Genomic DNA, 16,145 nt, shown 5'->3' on the forward strand with positions numbered 1-16,145 from the left:
AGCAATCAACCCGCATGGGACCGGACTCAGTGCGCCGCACTCGCTCCGGGCGACACGGAGAGAAACGCATGTTCTGGGAGAAAAAACTCGCACAATGGGTCGACGATGTGCGCAGCAAGGCCAACCTGCCGGCGCGGCTGGTGCTGTGGAGCGGCCAGCAATACGATTTCGGCCACTTCGCCGCGCCGCAGGTCACGCTGAAGGTCAATAGCGCTTCCGCGCTGCCGCTGCTGCTCGAACCGAGCCTCGACAATCTCGGCGAGGCCTACATCAAAGGCAAGATCGACATCGAGGGCAAGGTCGCCGACATCATCAACATCGGCTACTCGCTCGCGCGCAGCACGGTCACGAGCGCCAGCAAGCTCGCGCGGGTGCGCCGCTACTTCACGCACTCGAAGTCCACCGACAGAAAGGCCATCCAGTATCACTACGACGTCTCGAACGCGTTCTACAAGCTCTGGCTCGACGAGAACATGGTGTATTCCTGCGCGTACTTCGAGAACGGCGACGAAGATCTCGCCACGGCGCAGATCAAGAAGATCGACCACATCCTCACCAAGATCCAGTTACAGGAAGGCCAGACGCTGCTCGATATCGGCTGCGGCTGGGGCGCGCTGGTGCTGCGGGCGGCGCAGAAGTTCGGCGCGCGCTGCGTGGGCGTGACGCTCTCGCAGAACCAGTTCGATCTGGCCACGCAGCGCGTCAGGGACGCGGGCCTGGAAGACCGTATCGAAATTCGTCTGCAGGACTATCGCGACGTGCAGGGCCAGTTCGACCGCATCACGAGCGTGGGCATGTTCGAGCACGTCGGGCGCAAGAATCTCCCGGGCTACTTCACGAAAGTACGCGAACTGCTCGCCGATGACGGCATCGCCATGAATCACGGCATCACGTCCTCGGATGCCGAAAGCGGCGAGACGGCGCTGGGCGGCGGCGAATTCATCGACCGCTACGTGTTCCCCGACGGCGAGCTGCCGCATATCAGCCTGGCGCTGGAGGCGGCGCAGCGCGGCGGTCTGGAAGCGGTTGACGTGGAGAGCCTGCGCCGTCACTATGCGCACACGCTCGATCTCTGGGCCGACAACTTCGAGGCGCACGCCGAGGAAGCGAAAAAACTCGTCGACGACGAGAAGTTCCGCATCTGGCGCGTCTATCTGGCAGGCTGCGCCTACGCGTTCGAGCACGACGATGTGTCGATTTATCAGATCGTCTGCCGCAAGGCCGGCCGCAGCGCGACGACGCTGCCGTGGTCGCGCCGCTATATGTATGAAAAGCCGCTGTGAAGTCGCTATGAAGCACGTCTCGCGAGTGAGGCAGGCGGCGTTTCCTTGATCGCCCGCCCTCACTCGCCATCCTGAAATCTGCATGAACGAACGCGACGACGGCCTTTTTCCCGATCTGCCGGATTTCGGGGCGCACAACCACGATGGAACGGCTTCGGCGCAAGGTCGCACGCGTGGGACGACGCGCACGGCTTCGCGGCGCGCCGCCCCCGTCGAGCGCACGGCCGAACCGCAAACCGATCTGTTCGGCTTCGCGCCGCCCGAGCGGTCCACATCGTCGAAGCATGCCGAATCGGCGAGCGCCGAAGCCCCTGCCGCCAAACCCGCCGACTCGCCCGCCCCAAAGCGCCGCGCGCGCGGCGTACTGCCCGCCGAGCCCACGCAGGATGTGCTCGATCTCGCCGTCGACCTGCCCGCCGGCGTGCGTCTGGGCACCTCATCGTGGTCGTTTCCGGGCTGGAACGGCATCGTCTACGGCGACGACTACAGCAATTCGAAGCTCGCGCGCGACGGCCTCGCGGCCTATGGCGTGCATCCGCTGCTGCGCTCGGTGAGCATCGACCGCTCGTTCTACGCGCCGCTCACCGTGACCGACTATCTGCGTTACGCCCAGCAGGTGCCGGATCACTTCCGCTTCATCGTCAAGGCACCGGCGCTCATCACCGACGCCAGCGTGCGCGGCGATCGCGGCGAGCCGGTGTCGGCCAATCCCTGCTTTCTGAACGCGGAAATGGCCGCGCGCGACTTCGTCGAGCCGTGCCTCGCGGGCCTGGGCAAGAAAGCGGGCGCGCTGGTGTTCCAGTTTCCGCCGCTGCCCGATCAACTGCTCGCCGATCCCGCCGTGTTCGTCGAGCGGTTGTCGGCGTTTCTCGCCGCGCTGCCGCCGCTGCCCGCGCCCAGCCTGGACAACACCGAAGACGCCGCGCCCGGCGACGCCACCTGCTACGCCGTCGAGATCCGCGACGGCATTCTGCTCACGCCACGTTTCGTGCGCGCGCTGCGCGCGGCGGGCGTGCGGTATTGCGTCGGGCTGCACGCGCGCATGCCCGATCCGCTGCGCCAGGCGACCGCCCTCGCGCTGATGGACGGCGAAGCGCCCGCCGGGCCGCTGATCGTGCGCTGGAGCCTGCACAGCGGCTTCAAGTACGAACAGGCGAAAGCGCGCTATGAACCGTTCGACAAACTCGTCGACGAAGACCCGCACACGCGCGACACGCTCGCCGAACTGGCCGCGCGCTACGCCATCGCGGGCCAGCCGGTGCTGATCACGACCAACAACAAGGCCGAGGGATCCGCGCCGCTCACCTGCCAGAAACTCGCCCGCGCCATCGCCGATGAAATGGCGCGGCTGCGCGCCGAAGCCGAAGAAAGCGACGAAGGCGCCGAAGGCGACGAGAGCAACGACAGCGCGCCATAGGTAAAAACGAGCGCGGTCCGTATCCGGAACCGCGCCCGCCGTCAGAAAATCCTAAGCCCGCTCAAGCCTTGAGCCGATGCGCGAACTTCTGGCGGAACTTCGCCACCTTCGGCGCGACCACGAACGCGCAGTAGCCCTGATTGGGATGCTGCTCGAAGTAGTTCTGGTGATAGGCCTCGGCGGGGAAATAGTTGCCGTCGAGCGGCAGCACCTGGGTGACGATCTTGCCGTCGTAGACGCCTTCAGCCGTTACCTCGCGGATCGCCTGTTCCGCGATTTCGGCCTGTTGCGGCGAATGCGTGAAGATCACCGAGCGGTACTGCGTGCCAATGTCATTGCCCTGACGGTTCAGCTGGGTCGGATCGTGAATCGCGAAGAAGATGTCGAGGATCTCGCGATAGCTGATCTTCGACGGATCGAAATCGACCTTCACGACTTCGGCATGGCCGGTCACGCCGTCACAGACCTGCTCGTAGGTCGGGTTGAGCGTCTGGCCGCCCGCATAGCCCGATTCCACCGCCGTCACGCCGTCCACACGCAGATAGACCGCTTCGAGACACCAGAAACATCCGCCGCCCAGGGTGGCCGTTTCGATCGTCTGACTCATGCTCAACTCTCCTTTGACAATGGCGGGCGCGCCGTGCGCGCCATGCGCAAATTGCGCGGTAACCGCTGCGCGAGTGGGTCTAAATCCCAGCCGCGCGCTGCTTTTCGCTAAAATTGGGGCAATTCGCCGAAATTCCACATGACGTTCATTCCGACTTCCGCTACGACCGAGGGCGTGCAGCCATGACCCGCCGCGCCAGCCCGCCCAACTTCGACGCCGCCTCTTTCCGCCGCGCGCTCGGCCAGTTCGCGACCGGCGTAACGGTCATCACGACGCGCGCGCCCGACGGCCAGCTCATCGGCATCACGGCCAGTTCGTTCAACTCGGTGTCGCTCGATCCGCCGCTGGTGCTCTGGAGCCTCGCGACGCGTTCGGCGTCGATGCCGGTGTTTCGCAGCAACAGCCATTATGTGGTGAATGTGCTCGCGGCGTCGCAGCTCGACCTGTGCAAGCGCTTTGCCACCGTGAAGGGCGACCGCTTCGAAGGCGTCTCGCACGCGGCCGGCGACTCCGGCATGCCGGTGCTGGACGGCGCGATCGCCTGGTTCGAGTGCCATAACCGCAGCCGCTACGACGAAGGCGATCACGTCATTTTCGTCGGCGAAGTGGAGCGCTGCGGCGTGCGCGAGGATCTCGATCAGGCTTCTCCGCTGGTGTTCCACGGCGGCGGTTTCCATAAGATCGAGCCGCTTTAAGCGCGAGAAAGTGGTCGAATGAGCGGTCGAAAAGCCCGGCGCAACACCGGGCTTTCGTTTGCCTCAGTGCAGCCTCAATTCGCCTTCGGCTCCCCGCGCTGCGCGATCAGATCGACGGGCACGCCCGCTTCCACCTTCAGCGTCGTCAGCACGATATTCGAGCGGATATCCATCACGCCCGGCGCCTTGTACAGCTTGTTGAGCACGAAATCCGAATAGTGCTTGAGGTTGTGCGCGAGCACGCGCAGCAGATAGTGCGTTTCCCCCGTCACCACGTACGCGCCCACCACTTCGGGCCAGTCGCGCAGCGCCGTGACGAAGCGCTCGTGCCAGCTTTCCTGGTCGTTGCGCATCGACACCTGCACGAAAGCCTCCATCTCGAAGCCGAGAATCTCCCGGTTCAGACTGGCGCGGTAGCGCTCGACCACGCCCTGCTCTTCCAGCAGGCGTAGCCGCCGCAGACACGCGGATGGCGACAGCGAAATCCGTTCGGCCAGATCGAGGTTACTGATGCGTCCCTCGTTCTGTAGAACGGCGAGAATCCGGCAATCGGTTGCGTCGAGCGAGATAGCGTTCATATTTGGTCCCCTTTCCCCTCTTGTAACAAATTATGTGCCAAGAACTGTAGCCTAAGGCGTTTTTTTCGCAAGCACATTTCGCGACGGGTTGCCTATCATTCGAAAAATACGGAGACAACCTTGTCAGCGCAATGAAAAAGCTCTGGGATATTTCCCCTTCGATCCATCCTGCAACGCCCGTCTGGCCCGGCGACACGACCGTAAACGTCGAGCGTGTCTGGCGTATGGAAGCCGGTTCGCCGGTCAACGTGGCGCGCGTGACGCTCTCGCCGCACACCGGCGCGCATACCGACGCCCCGCTGCATTACGACGCCGAAGGCGCGCCCATCGGCGAGGTGCCGCTCGATACGTATATCGGCCCGTGCCGCGTGATTGATTGCATCGGCGCGGCGCCGCTGGTGCTGCCCGAGCATGTAAAAACTGCACTCGACGGCATTCCGCCGCGCGTCTTGCTGCGCACCTATGCGCACGCGCCGCAGGATCGCTGGGATAGCGCGTTTTGCGCCGTCGCGCCCGAAACCATCGAATTGCTCGCCGCGCGTGGCGTGCGTCTGATCGGCATCGATACGCCGTCGCTCGATCCGCAGGAATCGAAGACGATGGACGCGCATCACCGCATCCGCGCGCATCGCATGGCGATTCTCGAAGGCGTGGTGCTCGACGACATCGACGCCGGCGACTATGAACTGATTGCGCTGCCGCTGAAATTTACGACGCTCGACGCCAGCCCCGTTCGGGCTGTGCTGCGCGCGTTGCCGCAATAAAAACGCACGGAATTTTTACGAACGACGCACCAACATCGTTTCGATTGCACCGCAATCGCCCCGAGACACCTTCAAGCCCCCATCGATATGAACGACCGTAACGAAGCCCTGGCGCTGGATAGCGCCGACCCGCTCGCGGCCTTGCGCGATCAATTCACGCTCGCCGCCGGCACCATCTACCTCGACGGCAACTCGCTGGGCGTGCCGCCCAGTGCGAGCGCCGCGCGCGCCCAGGCCGTGATCGGCGGCGAATGGGGCGAAGGCTTGATCCGCAGCTGGAACACGGCGGGCTGGTTCGCGCTGCCGCGCCGTCTGGGCAACAAGCTCGCGCCGCTGATCGGCGCAGCCGAGGACGAAGTGGTCGTCACCGACACCATCTCGATCAACCTCTTCAAGGCGCTGTCCGCCGCGCTGCGCGTCGCCAACGAGCGCGATCCGAAGCGCCGCGTGATCGTATCGGAACGCTCGAATTTCCCGAGCGATCTGTACATCGCGCAAGGCCTGATCGAGCAACTCGACCGCGGCTACGAGCTGCGTCTGGTCGACGACCCGTCGGAACTGCCCGCCGCGATCCGCGAAGACGTCGCCGTGGCGATGATCACGCACGTGAACTACCGTACCGGCGAGATGCACGACATGCGCGCGCTCACCGAACACATCCACGCGCAAGGCGCGCTGGCGCTGTGGGATCTGGCGCATTCGGCGGGCGCGGTGCCGGTCGATCTGAACGGCGTGAATGCCGACTACGCGGTCGGTTGCACGTACAAGTATCTGAACGGCGGCCCCGGCTCGCCGGGCTTCGTGTGGGTGCCCAAGCGCAACCAGAACACCTTCTCGCAGCCGCTGTCGGGCTGGTGGGGCCACAAGTCGCCGTTCGAGATGAACCCGACCTACCGCCCCGACGACGGCATCGGCCGCTATCTGTGCGGCACGCAGCCGATCGTGTCGATGTCGCTGGTCGAATGCGGCCTCGACGTGTTCCTGCAAACCGATATGCAGGCGATCCGCGCCAAGTCGCTCGCGCTCACCGATCTCTTCATCGAACTGGTGGAGACGCGCTGCGCCGGCCTGGATCTCTCGCTCGTCACGCCGCGCGAGCACGCGCAGCGCGGCTCGCACGTGAGCTTCGAGCATCCGCATGGCTATGAGGTGATGCAGGCGCTGATCGCGCGCGGCGTGATCGGCGATTATCGCGAGCCGCGTGTGCTGCGCTTTGGCTTCACGCCGCTGTACGTGCGTTACGTCGATGTGTGGGACGCCGTGGAAACGCTGCGCGACGTGCTCGCCACCGAGTACTGGCGCAAGCCCGAATTCGCCGCTCGCGGCGCGGTGACCTGAGGAACGCGCGATGAACGACCACATGCAGATTCCGGGCGTGCCCGAAGACGCCAGCGCGCCGAACGACGCGCCGCGCGGCGGTTGCCCGTTTGGGCACGGCACTGCTCAAACCGCGCCGTCCACGCCGGTCAGCACGGAAGAAAAAGGCGACGGCTGGCACGACGCCCAGCTCGACTTCTCGAAGTCGATGAGCTACGGCGACTACCTCGGGCTGGATAAGGTGCTGAACGCCCAGCATCCGCTTTCGCCCGACCACAACGAGATGCTGTTCATCGTCCAGCATCAGACCAGCGAGCTGTGGATGAAGCTGGCGCTGTACGAGTTGCGCGCGGCGCTCGCCAACGTCCATCGCGACGAGTTGCCGCCCGCCTTCAAGCAACTGGCGCGCGTCTCACGCATCCTGGAGCAGCTGGTGCAAGCGTGGAGCGTGCTGTCGACGCTCACGCCGTCCGAATACACGGCGATGCGGCCGTATCTGGGCGCGTCGTCGGGCTTCCAGTCGTATCAGTATCGGATGATCGAGTTCCTGCTCGGCAACAAGAACGCGCAGATGCTCAAGCCGCACGAGCATCGGCCCGAAATCCTCGCGCAGGTGAAGGCGACGCTGGACGCGCCGTCGTTCTACGACGAAGTGATCCGCCTGCTCGCGCGGCGCGGTTTCGCGATCGCGCCCGAGCGCCTGAATCGCGACTGGAGCCAGGCAACCGAACACGACACGACGGTCGAAGCGGCGTGGCTGGAGATTTACCGCAATCCCTCGAAGCACTGGGATCTGTACGAAATGGCCGAAGAACTCGTCGATCTGGAGGACGCGTTCCGTCAGTGGCGCTTCCGCCATGTGACGACGGTGGAGCGCATTATCGGCTTCAAGCAGGGCACGGGCGGCACCAACGGCGCGCCGTATCTGCGCAAGATGCTCGATGTGGTGCTGTTTCCGGAGTTGTGGCACGTGCGCACTGTGCTTTGATTTCCGCCAAGCACTTCGCTGAGTGCCAGAAATGCAAAAAGCCCGCCATCAAGGCGGGCTTTTTTACGAGAAGAACGCGGCGCGCTTAGACGGGGTCGCCTCAGACCACCACGGTCTGCGCTTCGCCTTCGCGGCTTTCGCGCACGTGGCCGATCTTCCAGACCTGCTCGCCCGCTGCGGCCAGCAGTGCAGCGGCTGCGTCGGCCTGATCGGCTGCCACGACCACAGCCATGCCGATGCCGCAGTTGAACACGCGATGCATTTCCGCGTCCGCCACGCCGCCTTCCTTCTGCAGCCACGAGAACAGCGGCGGCAGCGGCCATGCGGCGTGGTCCAGCTCAGCCGTGAGGCCGTCGCGCAGCACGCGCGGAATGTTTTCGACCAGACCGCCGCCGGTGATGTGCGCCATGCCCTTCACGGTGATGGTTTCCATCAGCTTGAGCAGCGGCTTCACGTAGATGCGCGTGGGCGCCATCAGCGCGTCGCCCAGCGAGCGGCCGTCGAAGTCGGCGTTCAGGTCCGGGTTCGCGCGCTCGATGATCTTGCGCACCAGCGAGAAACCGTTCGAGTGGATGCCGCTCGACGCGAGACCCAGCACCACGTCGCCCGGGGTGATGGTGCTGCCGTCGATGATCTTGCTCTTTTCGACCGCGCCGACCGCGAAGCCCGCCAAGTCGTATTCGCCGTCCGGGTACATGCCCGGCATTTCAGCGGTTTCGCCGCCGATCAGCGCGCAGCCCGACAGTTCGCAACCTTGTGCGATGCCCTGCACGACCGTGGCCGCCGTATCGACGTCCAGCTTGCCGCAGGCGAAGTAGTCGAGGAAGAACAGCGGCTCGGCGCCTTGCACGAGGATGTCGTTGACGCTCATCGCGACGAGATCCTGGCCGACCGTGTCGTGTTTGTTCAGATGAAACGCGAGACGCAGCTTGGTGCCCACGCCGTCCGTGCCCGACACCAGCACGGGTTCCTTGTAGCGCTTCGGCACTTCGAAGAGCGCGCCGAATCCGCCGATGCCGCCCATCACGCCTTCGCGCAGGGTCTTCTTTGCAAACGGCTTGATGCGGTCGACGAGCGCGTCGCCCGCGACCATGTCGACGCCGGCGTCGGCATAGGAGAGGCCTTGAGCCTGATTAGCGGGGCCGGATTTCGGTTGATTCATGGGGAAGCGCCAGAAGGTCGGTAAAATGCGATTTTAACCGATTGACGGCGACCCGCCGCCGCGCCCTGGGTGAGTATTTTGGGATGACGCCTGGGATCAGCGCTTTGGATGCGCCCCACGCGAGCGGAACGACAGGCGCGCCGCGGCGCGCCAGCACGGGCAGGAGACAAGGCGAAACACGCGCGGAGCACGGCTCGCGCATGACCGACGCCAGCCCGCCCTACAACCGGAAAACAACGTTTTGTCGCAGAACACACCGATTTTCACGCCGTATCAGCGTCAGGCCTTCATCTGGGCCGCGCTCGCGCTCGCCTTCGGCATCGTGCTCTGGCTGCTGCGTCCCGTGCTCACGCCCTTTCTGCTCGGCGGGCTGCTCGCCTATGTGCTGCAGCCGGGCGTGGCGTGGCTGGTGCGCCGGCGCGTGCCGCGCGGCCTCGCCGCGCTCACCATGATGCTGTTTTTCGCGCTGGTCGTGACCATGCTGGTCGTGCTGCTGCTCGCCGTGATCCAGAAAGAAGGGCCGCAGCTCAAGCAGCAGGTGCCCGCGATGATCACGCATCTGCACGACTGGGCCACGCCCAAGCTGGCATTTCTGGGCGTGAACGACGATGTGCTCGACTTCCAGAGCCTGCGCGACCTGATCACGAGCCGCGTGGAAGGCAGCGCGCAGACCATCGCGCTCTACGCGTGGACGTCGATTCGCACCAGCAGCAACGTGGCGATCGAAGTGATCTCGAACGCCGTGCTGGTGCCGCTGGTGCTGTTCTATCTGCTGTACGACTGGAACGCGATGCTCGCGCGCGTGCAGACCTTCGTGCCGCGCCGCTGGTTTGCGCGCACCATGGAACTGGCCGGCGAAATGGACCGCATGCTGGCGCAATATCTGCGTGGCCAGTTGCTGGTGATGGCTATTCTCGCGGCGTTTTATGCGATTGCGCTGTCGATCGCGGGCTTCGAAGTGGCGCTGCCGGTCGGCGTGTTCACGGGCCTCGCGGTGCTGATTCCGTATCTGGGTTACGCGACGGGCCTCGTGCTCGCACTCGTGGCCGCGCTGTTGCAGTTCGGCAGCTGGTATGGTTTCGGCGCGGTGGCGCTGATCTACGGCGTGGGCCAGGTGCTCGAAGGCTTTTTCCTCACGCCGCGGCTGGTGGGCGAGCGCATCGGGCTGCATCCGCTCGCGGTGATTTTTGCGTTGCTCGCCTTCGGGCAACTGTTCGGGTTCTTCGGCGTGCTGCTCGCGCTGCCGGCCAGCGCGATCCTCTCGATCGCCCTGCGTGAATTGCGCCGCAGCTATCTCGCCAGCGCGCTCTATCGGAATTGAACGAGCAGGAACCGGATTCGTACTGAGAGCACTGAACGCACTGAGAGACCCGACACTTCGGCCAGACATACCGTGCAGCGACAGCTAACGCTCGATCTCGGCACCCCGCCGCCATCGACCTTCGACAACTTCCACACCGGCGCCAACGCGGAGCTGGTCGCGCGCCTGCGCGGGCTCGATGCCGCGCTCGCTGCCGGCGTCGATCCGAAGGCCGACCGCACGTTCTACGTCTGGGGCGAACCGGGCAATGGCCGCTCGCATCTGCTGCGCTCGCTGGCTTACGAAGCGCCGCCGGGCCACGTGCGCTATCTCGGGCCGCAAAGCGGCCTGGCCGCCTTCACCTTCGATGCGCGCGTGACGATTTACGCGGTGGACGACTGCGATTCGCTTTCGGGCGCGCAGCAGATCGCCCTGTTCAACCTCTTCAACGAAGTGCGCTCGCATCCGGCCACGGCGCTGGTCGCCACCGGCAATGCGCCGCCGATGGGCCTCGCGGTGCGCGAGGATCTGCGCACGCGCCTGGGCTGGGGGCTGGTGTTCCACCTCGCGCCGCTCTCGGATGCGGGCAAGGCCGCCGTGCTCAAGCAGGCGGCGCGCGAACGCGGCATCAATCTCGCCGACGACGTGCCCGCCTATCTGCTCACGCACTTCCGCCGCGACATGCCGAGCCTGATGCGCCTGCTCGACGCGCTCGACCGCTTTTCGCTGGAGCAAAAGCGCGCGGTGACGCTGCCGCTGCTGCGAACGATGCTCGCGAACGGCGAAGGACCGCTGAGCCCCGAAGCGCTCGCAGGCAATGACGCCGCACTGTTCGCACTGCGGCCTGATGGAACGGAACACGCCGACATTGCCGATATCGCGGATCTCCCGGAGCTGGGCGAAGCACAGGACGATGCGGCCCCGGAATCCGCCGCCGCACCGGCAGGCGTCGAACTCGAACTGTTCCCGCCGCAGGACGCGACGGACCCGACGGACTCGCACCCGGCCGATCCGGCCTACGAAGCGCCCAAGGCCCCGGCCCTGCAGACCCGCGAGCCGATGGACGACAAGCCCTTCGAGCCGCCAACCGACAATGTCGATGGCGAACTGGGGGTCAAATTCCGCGACGTCGTGCATCGCGAACTGGGCACCGACCTGCAAGGCGAGGTCAACGCCGACGTCAGCAACGAAATGAGCGGCGAGCTGAACGGCGATCTCGATCCGCCCGCCGCGGACGCGAACGCGCCCGAGGCTGCGACCGCTCCTGCGAGCCCGACCGAAGCACCGCCAGCGCAGCCTGACGCCAACGCGGCGCCCACCGCAGCGCAGACGCCGGACGCACCAGACGCATCGGACGCACCGGAAGCAGCGCCCGCGCCCGACGAATCCAACACGCAGCCCGCCCCGCCGGCCCACGCCGGCACCGGCAACGGCTTCACCCGCTTCAAGTAAAATGAGCGCCCATGGCTAATCTCGCACTTTTCGATCTCGATCACACGCTGATCCCCACCGACAGCGACCACGAATGGGGCCGCTTCATGGTGAAGCTCGGCCTCGTGGACGCCGAGCGCTTCACCGAGCAGAACGACTTCTTCTACGGTCAGTACAAGGCCGGCACGCTCGACATCAACGCGTACCTCGTCGCCGCCCTCACGCCGCTCGCCAAGCACTCGCGCGCGCAGCTCAAGGCCTGGCACGACCAGTACATGCACGAAGTCATCAAGCCGGCCATGCTGCCGGTGGCGATCGAACTCGTGCGCGAGCACAAGGACGCGGGCGACCTCGTCTGCATGGTGACGGCGACCAACGAATTCATCACCGCGCCCATCGGCGAAGCTTTTGGCGTGGACAAGCTGATCGCGTGCGAAGTTGAAACCGTGGACGGCCATCCGGAATCGGCTTTCACCGGCCGCCCGACCGGCACGCCGAGCTTCCGCGAAGGCAAGATCACGCGCGTCGAAGCCTGGCTGGCCTCGATGGGCAAGACCTGGTCGGACTTCGATCGCAGCTACTTCTACAGCGACTCGCACAACGACATTCCGTTGCTCGAAAAAGTCACCGACCCGATCGCGACCAACCCCGACGACACCCTGCGCGCCCACGCGCAACAAGCAGGCTGGCGCATTCTCGATTTGTTCCAAGCCTCGTGATCAAGAAATTCATCCGCAAGCTGTTCGGCCAGGACGACGCCGAAGCCGTTGAAACGCAAGGCGAACACGGCGACGACGCCCGCGCAGCAGCGCATGACGGCGACGCCGCCGTCGGCACCGATGTGGGCACCGATGTGGGCACGACTGCCCGCGCGCGCCGCAAGACCGTCACCGTCAAGAAGGAAACCAAGCCGCGCGGCGCGCAGGGCAAGAAAGGCGCCGCCGATCCGACCACGCCCGTGATCCTGTCCGCCGACGTGCACGGCATCAACCCGGCGCTGATTTCCCGCAATGCGGTGCGCGTGACCGAAGGCCTGCAGCAAGCGGGCTTCCGGGCGTTCATCGTCGGCGGCGCGGTGCGCGACCTGCTGCTGGGCATCGCGCCCAAGGATTTCGACGTCGCCACCGACGCTACGCCCGATCAGGTGCAGAAGCTGTTCCGCCGCGCGCGCATCATCGGCCGGCGCTTCCAGATCGTGCACGTGCAGTTCGGCCAGGAAATCATCGAAACCTCGACGTTCCGTGCGCTCGTCGATCCGCCGCCCGCGAATGCCGCGCCCGCCGCGCCGCAAAAGCGCATGCGCCGCGACGAACTCGACCGCAAGACACACCACGTGGACGCCAGCGGCCGCGTGCTGCGCGACAACGTCTGGGGCGAGCAGCACGAAGACGCCACGCGCCGCGACTTCACGATCAACGCGATGTACTACGATCCGGCCACGCAAACCGTGCTGGACTACCACAACGGCATGGCCGACATGCGCGCGCGCCTGTTGCGCATGATCGGCGACCCGGCCACGCGCTATCGCGAAGATCCGGTGCGCATGCTGCGTGTGGTGCGTTTCGCGGCCAAGCTCGGCTTCGAGATCGAAGAACACACGCGCGGCCCGATCCAGGAAATGGCCGATCTCATCAACAACGTGCCGGCGGCGCGTCTGTTCGACGAGATGCTCAAGCTGCTGCTGTCGGGTCACGCGCTGGAATGCCTGCGCTGGCTGCGCAAGGAAGGCCTGCATCACGGCCTGCTGCCGCTGCTCGACGTGGTGCTGGAGCAGCCGCAAGGCGAACGCTTCATCACGCTCGCGCTCTCGAACACCGACGCGCGCGTGCGCCAGGGCAAGCCGGTGTCGCCGGGCTTCCTGTTCGCCACGCTGCTGTGGCACGACGTGCAGCAACGCCTCACCCAGTACACAGCCGAAGGCGAATTCCCGGTGCCCGCGCTCAATCGCGCGATGGACGACGTGATCGACATGCAGACCGAGAAGCTGGCGATCCATCGCCGCTACTCGTCGGATATGCGCGAGATCTGGGGCCTGCAACTGCGCCTCGAAAAGCGCGGCCGCAGCGCGATCAAGCTGCTGGAACACCCCCGCTTCAGAGCGGGGTATGATTTCCTCCTGCTGCGCTGCGAATCGGGCGAGCTTGATGCCGAAATCGGCCAGTGGTGGACCGACTTCATCAGCGGCGATCTGACCGCACGCGAAACGTTGCTCAATGCCGGCGGCAATCGCGAGCGCTCGCCGCGCAAGCGTCGCCGTCGCGGCGGCGCGAAGAACCGTAAAGCGGGCGAAGCTGGCGCCGGAACCGAGAGCACCGGCGCGGATGCATCGCACGACCAGGCCGACGACGGCCCGTACGAGGACTGACGCCATGCAGGCGCAGCGTAGTGTGGGCGCAGTCAACGCGCCTTTGCAACGATAGCCGCAGGAAGTGAAGCCATGACGGTTGCCTGGCTGGGAATTGGCGCAAATCTGGGGGATGCGCGCCAGACCCTCAAAGACGCGGTGGTGTGTCTTGCGCAACAGCACACCATCACCGTGGTCGCCAAATCGAGTCTGTACCGCACCGCGCCGATCGACGCGGGCGGCGACGACTATTTCAACTGCGTCGTGAAGCTCGAAACGTGCCTCACGGCGCACGATCTGCTTGGCCTGTGCCAGCGCATCGAAGATCACTTCGGCCGCGAACGCCCCTTTCGCAACGCGCCGCGCACGCTCGACATCGACGTGCTGATGTTCGGCGACGCCGTGATCGACGACCCCGACCTGATCGTGCCGCATCCGCGCATGACGGGCCGTGCGTTCGTGCTCGCGCCGCTGGCCGAAATCGACGCGGAACTCGTGATTCCCGGCCAGGGCGTGGTCAGCGCGTTCCTGCCCGGCGTCGCCGATCAGCGTATCGAGAAGCTGCGGCCGCTGTGCCAGTGTCTGGGCGCGGCGCCCGAACCGGCGGCGGCGGATCATGCCGTCGACGGCGTCGACAAGAAACCAGGCACCTGCCGATGAACACGCCCCTGCCGATCGTCACCGCGCGCGCCGTACGGCCCGCGCTCGACTACATCGTGATCGAAGGGCCGATCGGGGCAGGCAAGACCGCGCTGGCCACGCGTCTGGCCGAGCGCTGGCAGATGCAGACGCTGATCGAATCGCACGCCGATAACCCCTTTCTCGAACGCTTCTACCGCGACGCCTCGCGTCACGCGCTGGCCGCGCAGCTTGCCGTAGCGCTGCAGCGCGAGCGTCTGTCGCATGAAGTGAGCGCGCGTCGCGGCTCGGGCGCGCCGCTCGTGACCAACTTCCTCGCCGAGCGCAACGACGTGTTCGCGCGTCTCACGCTGCCCGAAGAGGAACTGCCGCTCTATCGCGCGCTGGCCGCGCGCCTGCCCGTGCAGGCGCCTGCACCCGACCTGGTGGTCTATCTCCAGGCCAGCCCCGAAGCGCTGTTCGCGCGCATCCAGAAACGCGCCGTGCCGGTGGAACAGCACATCTCCGACGCCTTCCTGCGTGGGTTGTGCGACAGCTACAACGAATTTTTCTATCATTACGACCGTGCGCCGGTACTGACGGTCGGCGTCGAAAATCTGAATCCGCTCGACTCCGACGAGGACCTTGCGCTGATCGCCGAACGTATCGAAACGATGCGCGGGCGCAAGGAATCGTTCGTCAAGGGCACGTCGCTCTGAGCCTTGCCAGGCTTATTCCCGCGACAGCCCTTCCGGTTTCTCCCTCCATAACGGATCACCCCAGGATTTCCCCATGAGTTATCTGCAGGAAACGAGCCGCAGCGCGGTCACCGTGCCCAAGCTCCAGACCATGCGCGACGCCGGCGAAAAGATCGCCATGCTCACGTGCTACGACGCCAGCTTCTCCGCGCTGTGCGACCGCGCGGGCGTCGATACCGTGCTGATCGGCGATTCGCTCGGCAATGTGCTCCAGGGCCACACCACCACGCTGCCCGTCACGCTGGACGACATCGCCTATCACACGGCGTCGGTGGCGCGCGCGCAGCCGAAGGCGCTGATCATCGCCGATCTGCCGTTCGGCACCTTCGGCACGCCGGAAGAAGCCTTCGCCAGCTCGGTGAAGCTGATGCGCGCGGGCGCGCAGATGGTCAAGATCGAGGGCGGCGAATGGCTCGCGCCCACGGTAAAGATGCTGGTCGAGCGCGCGGTGCCGGTGTGCGCGCATATCGGCCTCACGCCGCAGTCGGTGCACGCGTTCGGCGGCTTCAAGGTGCAGGGCAAGACCGATGCAGGCGCGGCCCAGCTGGTGCGCGACGCGCTCGCCCTTGAAGCAGCGGGCGCGCAGCTGGTGGTGATCGAGGCGGTGCCCTCGGCGCTCGGCGCGGAAGTCACGAAGCAGCTGCGCATTCCGACCATCGGCATTGGCGCGGGTGTGGACTGCTCGGGCCAGGTGCTCGTGCTGCACGACATGCTGGGCATTTTCCCCGGCAAGCGTCCGCGCTTCGTGAAGGACTTCATGGAAGGCCAGCCGAACATCGAATCGGCCGTGCGCGCCTATGTGAAGGCAGTGAAGGAAGGCACGTTCCCGGGACCCGAGCACGGCTTCTGAAGCCGTTTTTCGTGCCGATGTAAAAAAAGCGCG

The 16,145-nt window shown here is 65.5% G+C and carries 15 protein-coding genes and 1 pseudogene; 13 read left to right on the plus strand and 3 right to left on the minus strand.

The genetic code is table 11. The features are described from left to right. Positions 1 to 68 precede the first annotated feature (68 nt). Together F3J17_RS17025 and F3J17_RS17030 are read left to right on the plus strand one after the other, a co-directional pair. A complete protein-coding gene (locus tag F3J17_RS17025) occupies positions 69 to 1,283 on the plus strand; it encodes a cyclopropane-fatty-acyl-phospholipid synthase family protein (RefSeq protein WP_167060879.1) in 1,215 nt (404 codons plus the stop codon). Between the two features lie 82 nt (positions 1,284 to 1,365). Next, positions 1,366 to 2,700 carry a DUF72 domain-containing protein gene (locus F3J17_RS17030; protein WP_167060882.1) on the plus strand — a complete coding sequence of 445 codons (1,335 nt, stop codon included), beginning with the start codon at positions 1,366 to 1,368 and terminating at the stop codon, positions 2,698 to 2,700. 61 nt (positions 2,701 to 2,761) lie between these two features. Here the strand turns inward: F3J17_RS17030 and msrA are convergent, their stop codons facing one another. After that, the gene (msrA, locus tag F3J17_RS17035) at positions 2,762 to 3,307 is read right to left on the minus strand and encodes a peptide-methionine (S)-S-oxide reductase MsrA (protein WP_167060884.1); all 546 of its coding nucleotides are present in this window, start codon (positions 3,305 to 3,307) and stop codon (positions 2,762 to 2,764) included. A 182-nt stretch (positions 3,308 to 3,489) separates the two neighbouring features. Between msrA and F3J17_RS17040 the strand changes: the two genes are divergently transcribed. Next, entirely contained in the window at positions 3,490 to 4,002 is a 513-nt protein-coding gene (locus F3J17_RS17040) for a flavin reductase family protein (RefSeq protein ID WP_167060887.1), read from the plus strand. Between the two features lie 74 nt (positions 4,003 to 4,076). Here F3J17_RS17040 and F3J17_RS17045 read toward each other — a convergent pair whose 3' ends face one another. Further along, complete coding sequence (locus tag F3J17_RS17045; RefSeq protein ID WP_103702042.1) at positions 4,077 to 4,580, minus strand: Lrp/AsnC family transcriptional regulator; 504 nt, start codon at positions 4,578 to 4,580, stop codon at positions 4,077 to 4,079. A 131-nt stretch (positions 4,581 to 4,711) separates the two neighbouring features. Between F3J17_RS17045 and kynB the strand changes: the two genes are divergently transcribed. The 3 genes from kynB to kynA all read left to right on the plus strand — a co-directional run bounded on the left by kynB (position 4,712) and on the right by kynA (position 7,649). After that, the gene (gene kynB, locus F3J17_RS17050; RefSeq protein WP_167060889.1) at positions 4,712 to 5,344 is read left to right on the plus strand and encodes an arylformamidase; all 633 of its coding nucleotides are present in this window, start codon (positions 4,712 to 4,714) and stop codon (positions 5,342 to 5,344) included. An 87-nt stretch (positions 5,345 to 5,431) separates the two neighbouring features. After that, positions 5,432 to 6,682, plus strand: coding sequence for a kynureninase (kynU, locus tag F3J17_RS17055; RefSeq protein ID WP_167060892.1), 1,251 nt, complete (start codon positions 5,432 to 5,434; stop codon positions 6,680 to 6,682). Positions 6,683 to 6,692: 10 nt separating this feature from the next. Beyond that, complete coding sequence (gene kynA / locus F3J17_RS17060; RefSeq protein ID WP_167060895.1) at positions 6,693 to 7,649, plus strand: tryptophan 2,3-dioxygenase; 957 nt, start codon at positions 6,693 to 6,695, stop codon at positions 7,647 to 7,649. A gap of 100 nt (positions 7,650 to 7,749) precedes the next feature. On the opposite strand, the gene purM is transcribed toward kynA, so the two are convergent. Next, entirely contained in the window at positions 7,750 to 8,811 is a 1,062-nt protein-coding gene (purM, locus tag F3J17_RS17065) for a phosphoribosylformylglycinamidine cyclo-ligase (RefSeq protein WP_167060897.1), read from the minus strand. A 241-nt stretch (positions 8,812 to 9,052) separates the two neighbouring features. Here purM and F3J17_RS17070 point away from each other — a divergent pair, with 241 nt between their 5' ends. The 7 genes and pseudogenes from F3J17_RS17070 (at position 9,053) to panB (ending at position 16,112) form a co-directional block, all read left to right on the plus strand. Beyond that, a complete protein-coding gene (locus tag F3J17_RS17070) occupies positions 9,053 to 10,132 on the plus strand; it encodes an AI-2E family transporter (RefSeq protein ID WP_167060899.1) in 1,080 nt (359 codons plus the stop codon). 72 nt (positions 10,133 to 10,204) lie between these two features. Further along, a pseudogene (gene hda, locus F3J17_RS17075) lies at positions 10,205 to 10,888 on the plus strand (DnaA regulatory inactivator Hda); the annotation flags it as partial. Positions 10,889 to 11,574: 686 nt separating this feature from the next. Beyond that, positions 11,575 to 12,261 (plus strand): HAD family hydrolase, encoded by a 687-nt coding sequence (locus tag F3J17_RS17080; RefSeq protein ID WP_167060901.1) that lies wholly within the window; start codon positions 11,575 to 11,577, stop codon positions 12,259 to 12,261. Beyond that, the gene (gene pcnB, locus F3J17_RS17085; RefSeq protein WP_167060904.1) at positions 12,258 to 13,907 is read left to right on the plus strand and encodes a polynucleotide adenylyltransferase PcnB; all 1,650 of its coding nucleotides are present in this window, start codon (positions 12,258 to 12,260) and stop codon (positions 13,905 to 13,907) included. The genes F3J17_RS17080 and pcnB overlap by 4 nt, the downstream gene beginning before the upstream one ends. A 72-nt stretch (positions 13,908 to 13,979) precedes the next feature. Next, positions 13,980 to 14,546: a 2-amino-4-hydroxy-6-hydroxymethyldihydropteridine diphosphokinase gene (gene folK / locus F3J17_RS17090; protein WP_167060906.1), complete on the plus strand. Its 567-nt coding sequence runs from the start codon at positions 13,980 to 13,982 to the stop codon at positions 14,544 to 14,546. Next, a complete protein-coding gene (locus F3J17_RS17095; RefSeq protein ID WP_167060909.1) occupies positions 14,543 to 15,223 on the plus strand; it encodes a deoxynucleoside kinase in 681 nt (226 codons plus the stop codon). Before folK ends, F3J17_RS17095 begins: the two co-directional genes overlap by 4 nt. A gap of 73 nt (positions 15,224 to 15,296) precedes the next feature. Continuing rightward, positions 15,297 to 16,112 (plus strand): 3-methyl-2-oxobutanoate hydroxymethyltransferase, encoded by an 816-nt coding sequence (gene panB, locus F3J17_RS17100; protein ID WP_167060912.1) that lies wholly within the window; start codon positions 15,297 to 15,299, stop codon positions 16,110 to 16,112. The last annotated feature ends 33 nt before the right edge of the window (positions 16,113 to 16,145 follow it).

The organism is Burkholderia sp. Ax-1719, from assembly GCF_011753055.1.
Lineage (GTDB): Bacteria > Pseudomonadota > Gammaproteobacteria > Burkholderiales > Burkholderiaceae > Paraburkholderia.

Excerpts from the sequence above, each read along its gene's own strand:
- F3J17_RS17030 (WP_167060882.1), top strand. The coding sequence starts at position 1,366 with ATGAACGAACGCGACGACGGCCTTTTTCCCGATCTGCCGGATTTCGGG.
- F3J17_RS17095 (WP_167060909.1), top strand. The coding sequence starts at position 14,543 with ATGAACACGCCCCTGCCGATCGTCACCGCGCGCGCCGTACGGCCCGCG.
- folK (WP_167060906.1), top strand. The coding sequence starts at position 13,980 with ATGACGGTTGCCTGGCTGGGAATTGGCGCAAATCTGGGGGATGCGCGC.
- F3J17_RS17080 (WP_167060901.1), top strand. The coding sequence starts at position 11,575 with ATGGCTAATCTCGCACTTTTCGATCTCGATCACACGCTGATCCCCACC.
- kynU (WP_167060892.1), top strand. The coding sequence starts at position 5,432 with ATGAACGACCGTAACGAAGCCCTGGCGCTGGATAGCGCCGACCCGCTC.
- F3J17_RS17040 (WP_167060887.1), top strand. The coding sequence starts at position 3,490 with ATGACCCGCCGCGCCAGCCCGCCCAACTTCGACGCCGCCTCTTTCCGC.
- kynA (WP_167060895.1), top strand. The coding sequence starts at position 6,693 with ATGAACGACCACATGCAGATTCCGGGCGTGCCCGAAGACGCCAGCGCG.
- panB (WP_167060912.1), top strand. The coding sequence starts at position 15,297 with ATGAGTTATCTGCAGGAAACGAGCCGCAGCGCGGTCACCGTGCCCAAG.
- purM (WP_167060897.1), bottom strand. The coding sequence starts at position 8,811 with ATGAATCAACCGAAATCCGGCCCCGCTAATCAGGCTCAAGGCCTCTCC.
- msrA (WP_167060884.1), bottom strand. The coding sequence starts at position 3,307 with ATGAGTCAGACGATCGAAACGGCCACCCTGGGCGGCGGATGTTTCTGG.
- F3J17_RS17025 (WP_167060879.1), top strand. The coding sequence starts at position 69 with ATGTTCTGGGAGAAAAAACTCGCACAATGGGTCGACGATGTGCGCAGC.
- F3J17_RS17045 (WP_103702042.1), bottom strand. The coding sequence starts at position 4,580 with ATGAACGCTATCTCGCTCGACGCAACCGATTGCCGGATTCTCGCCGTT.
- kynB (WP_167060889.1), top strand. The coding sequence starts at position 4,712 with ATGAAAAAGCTCTGGGATATTTCCCCTTCGATCCATCCTGCAACGCCC.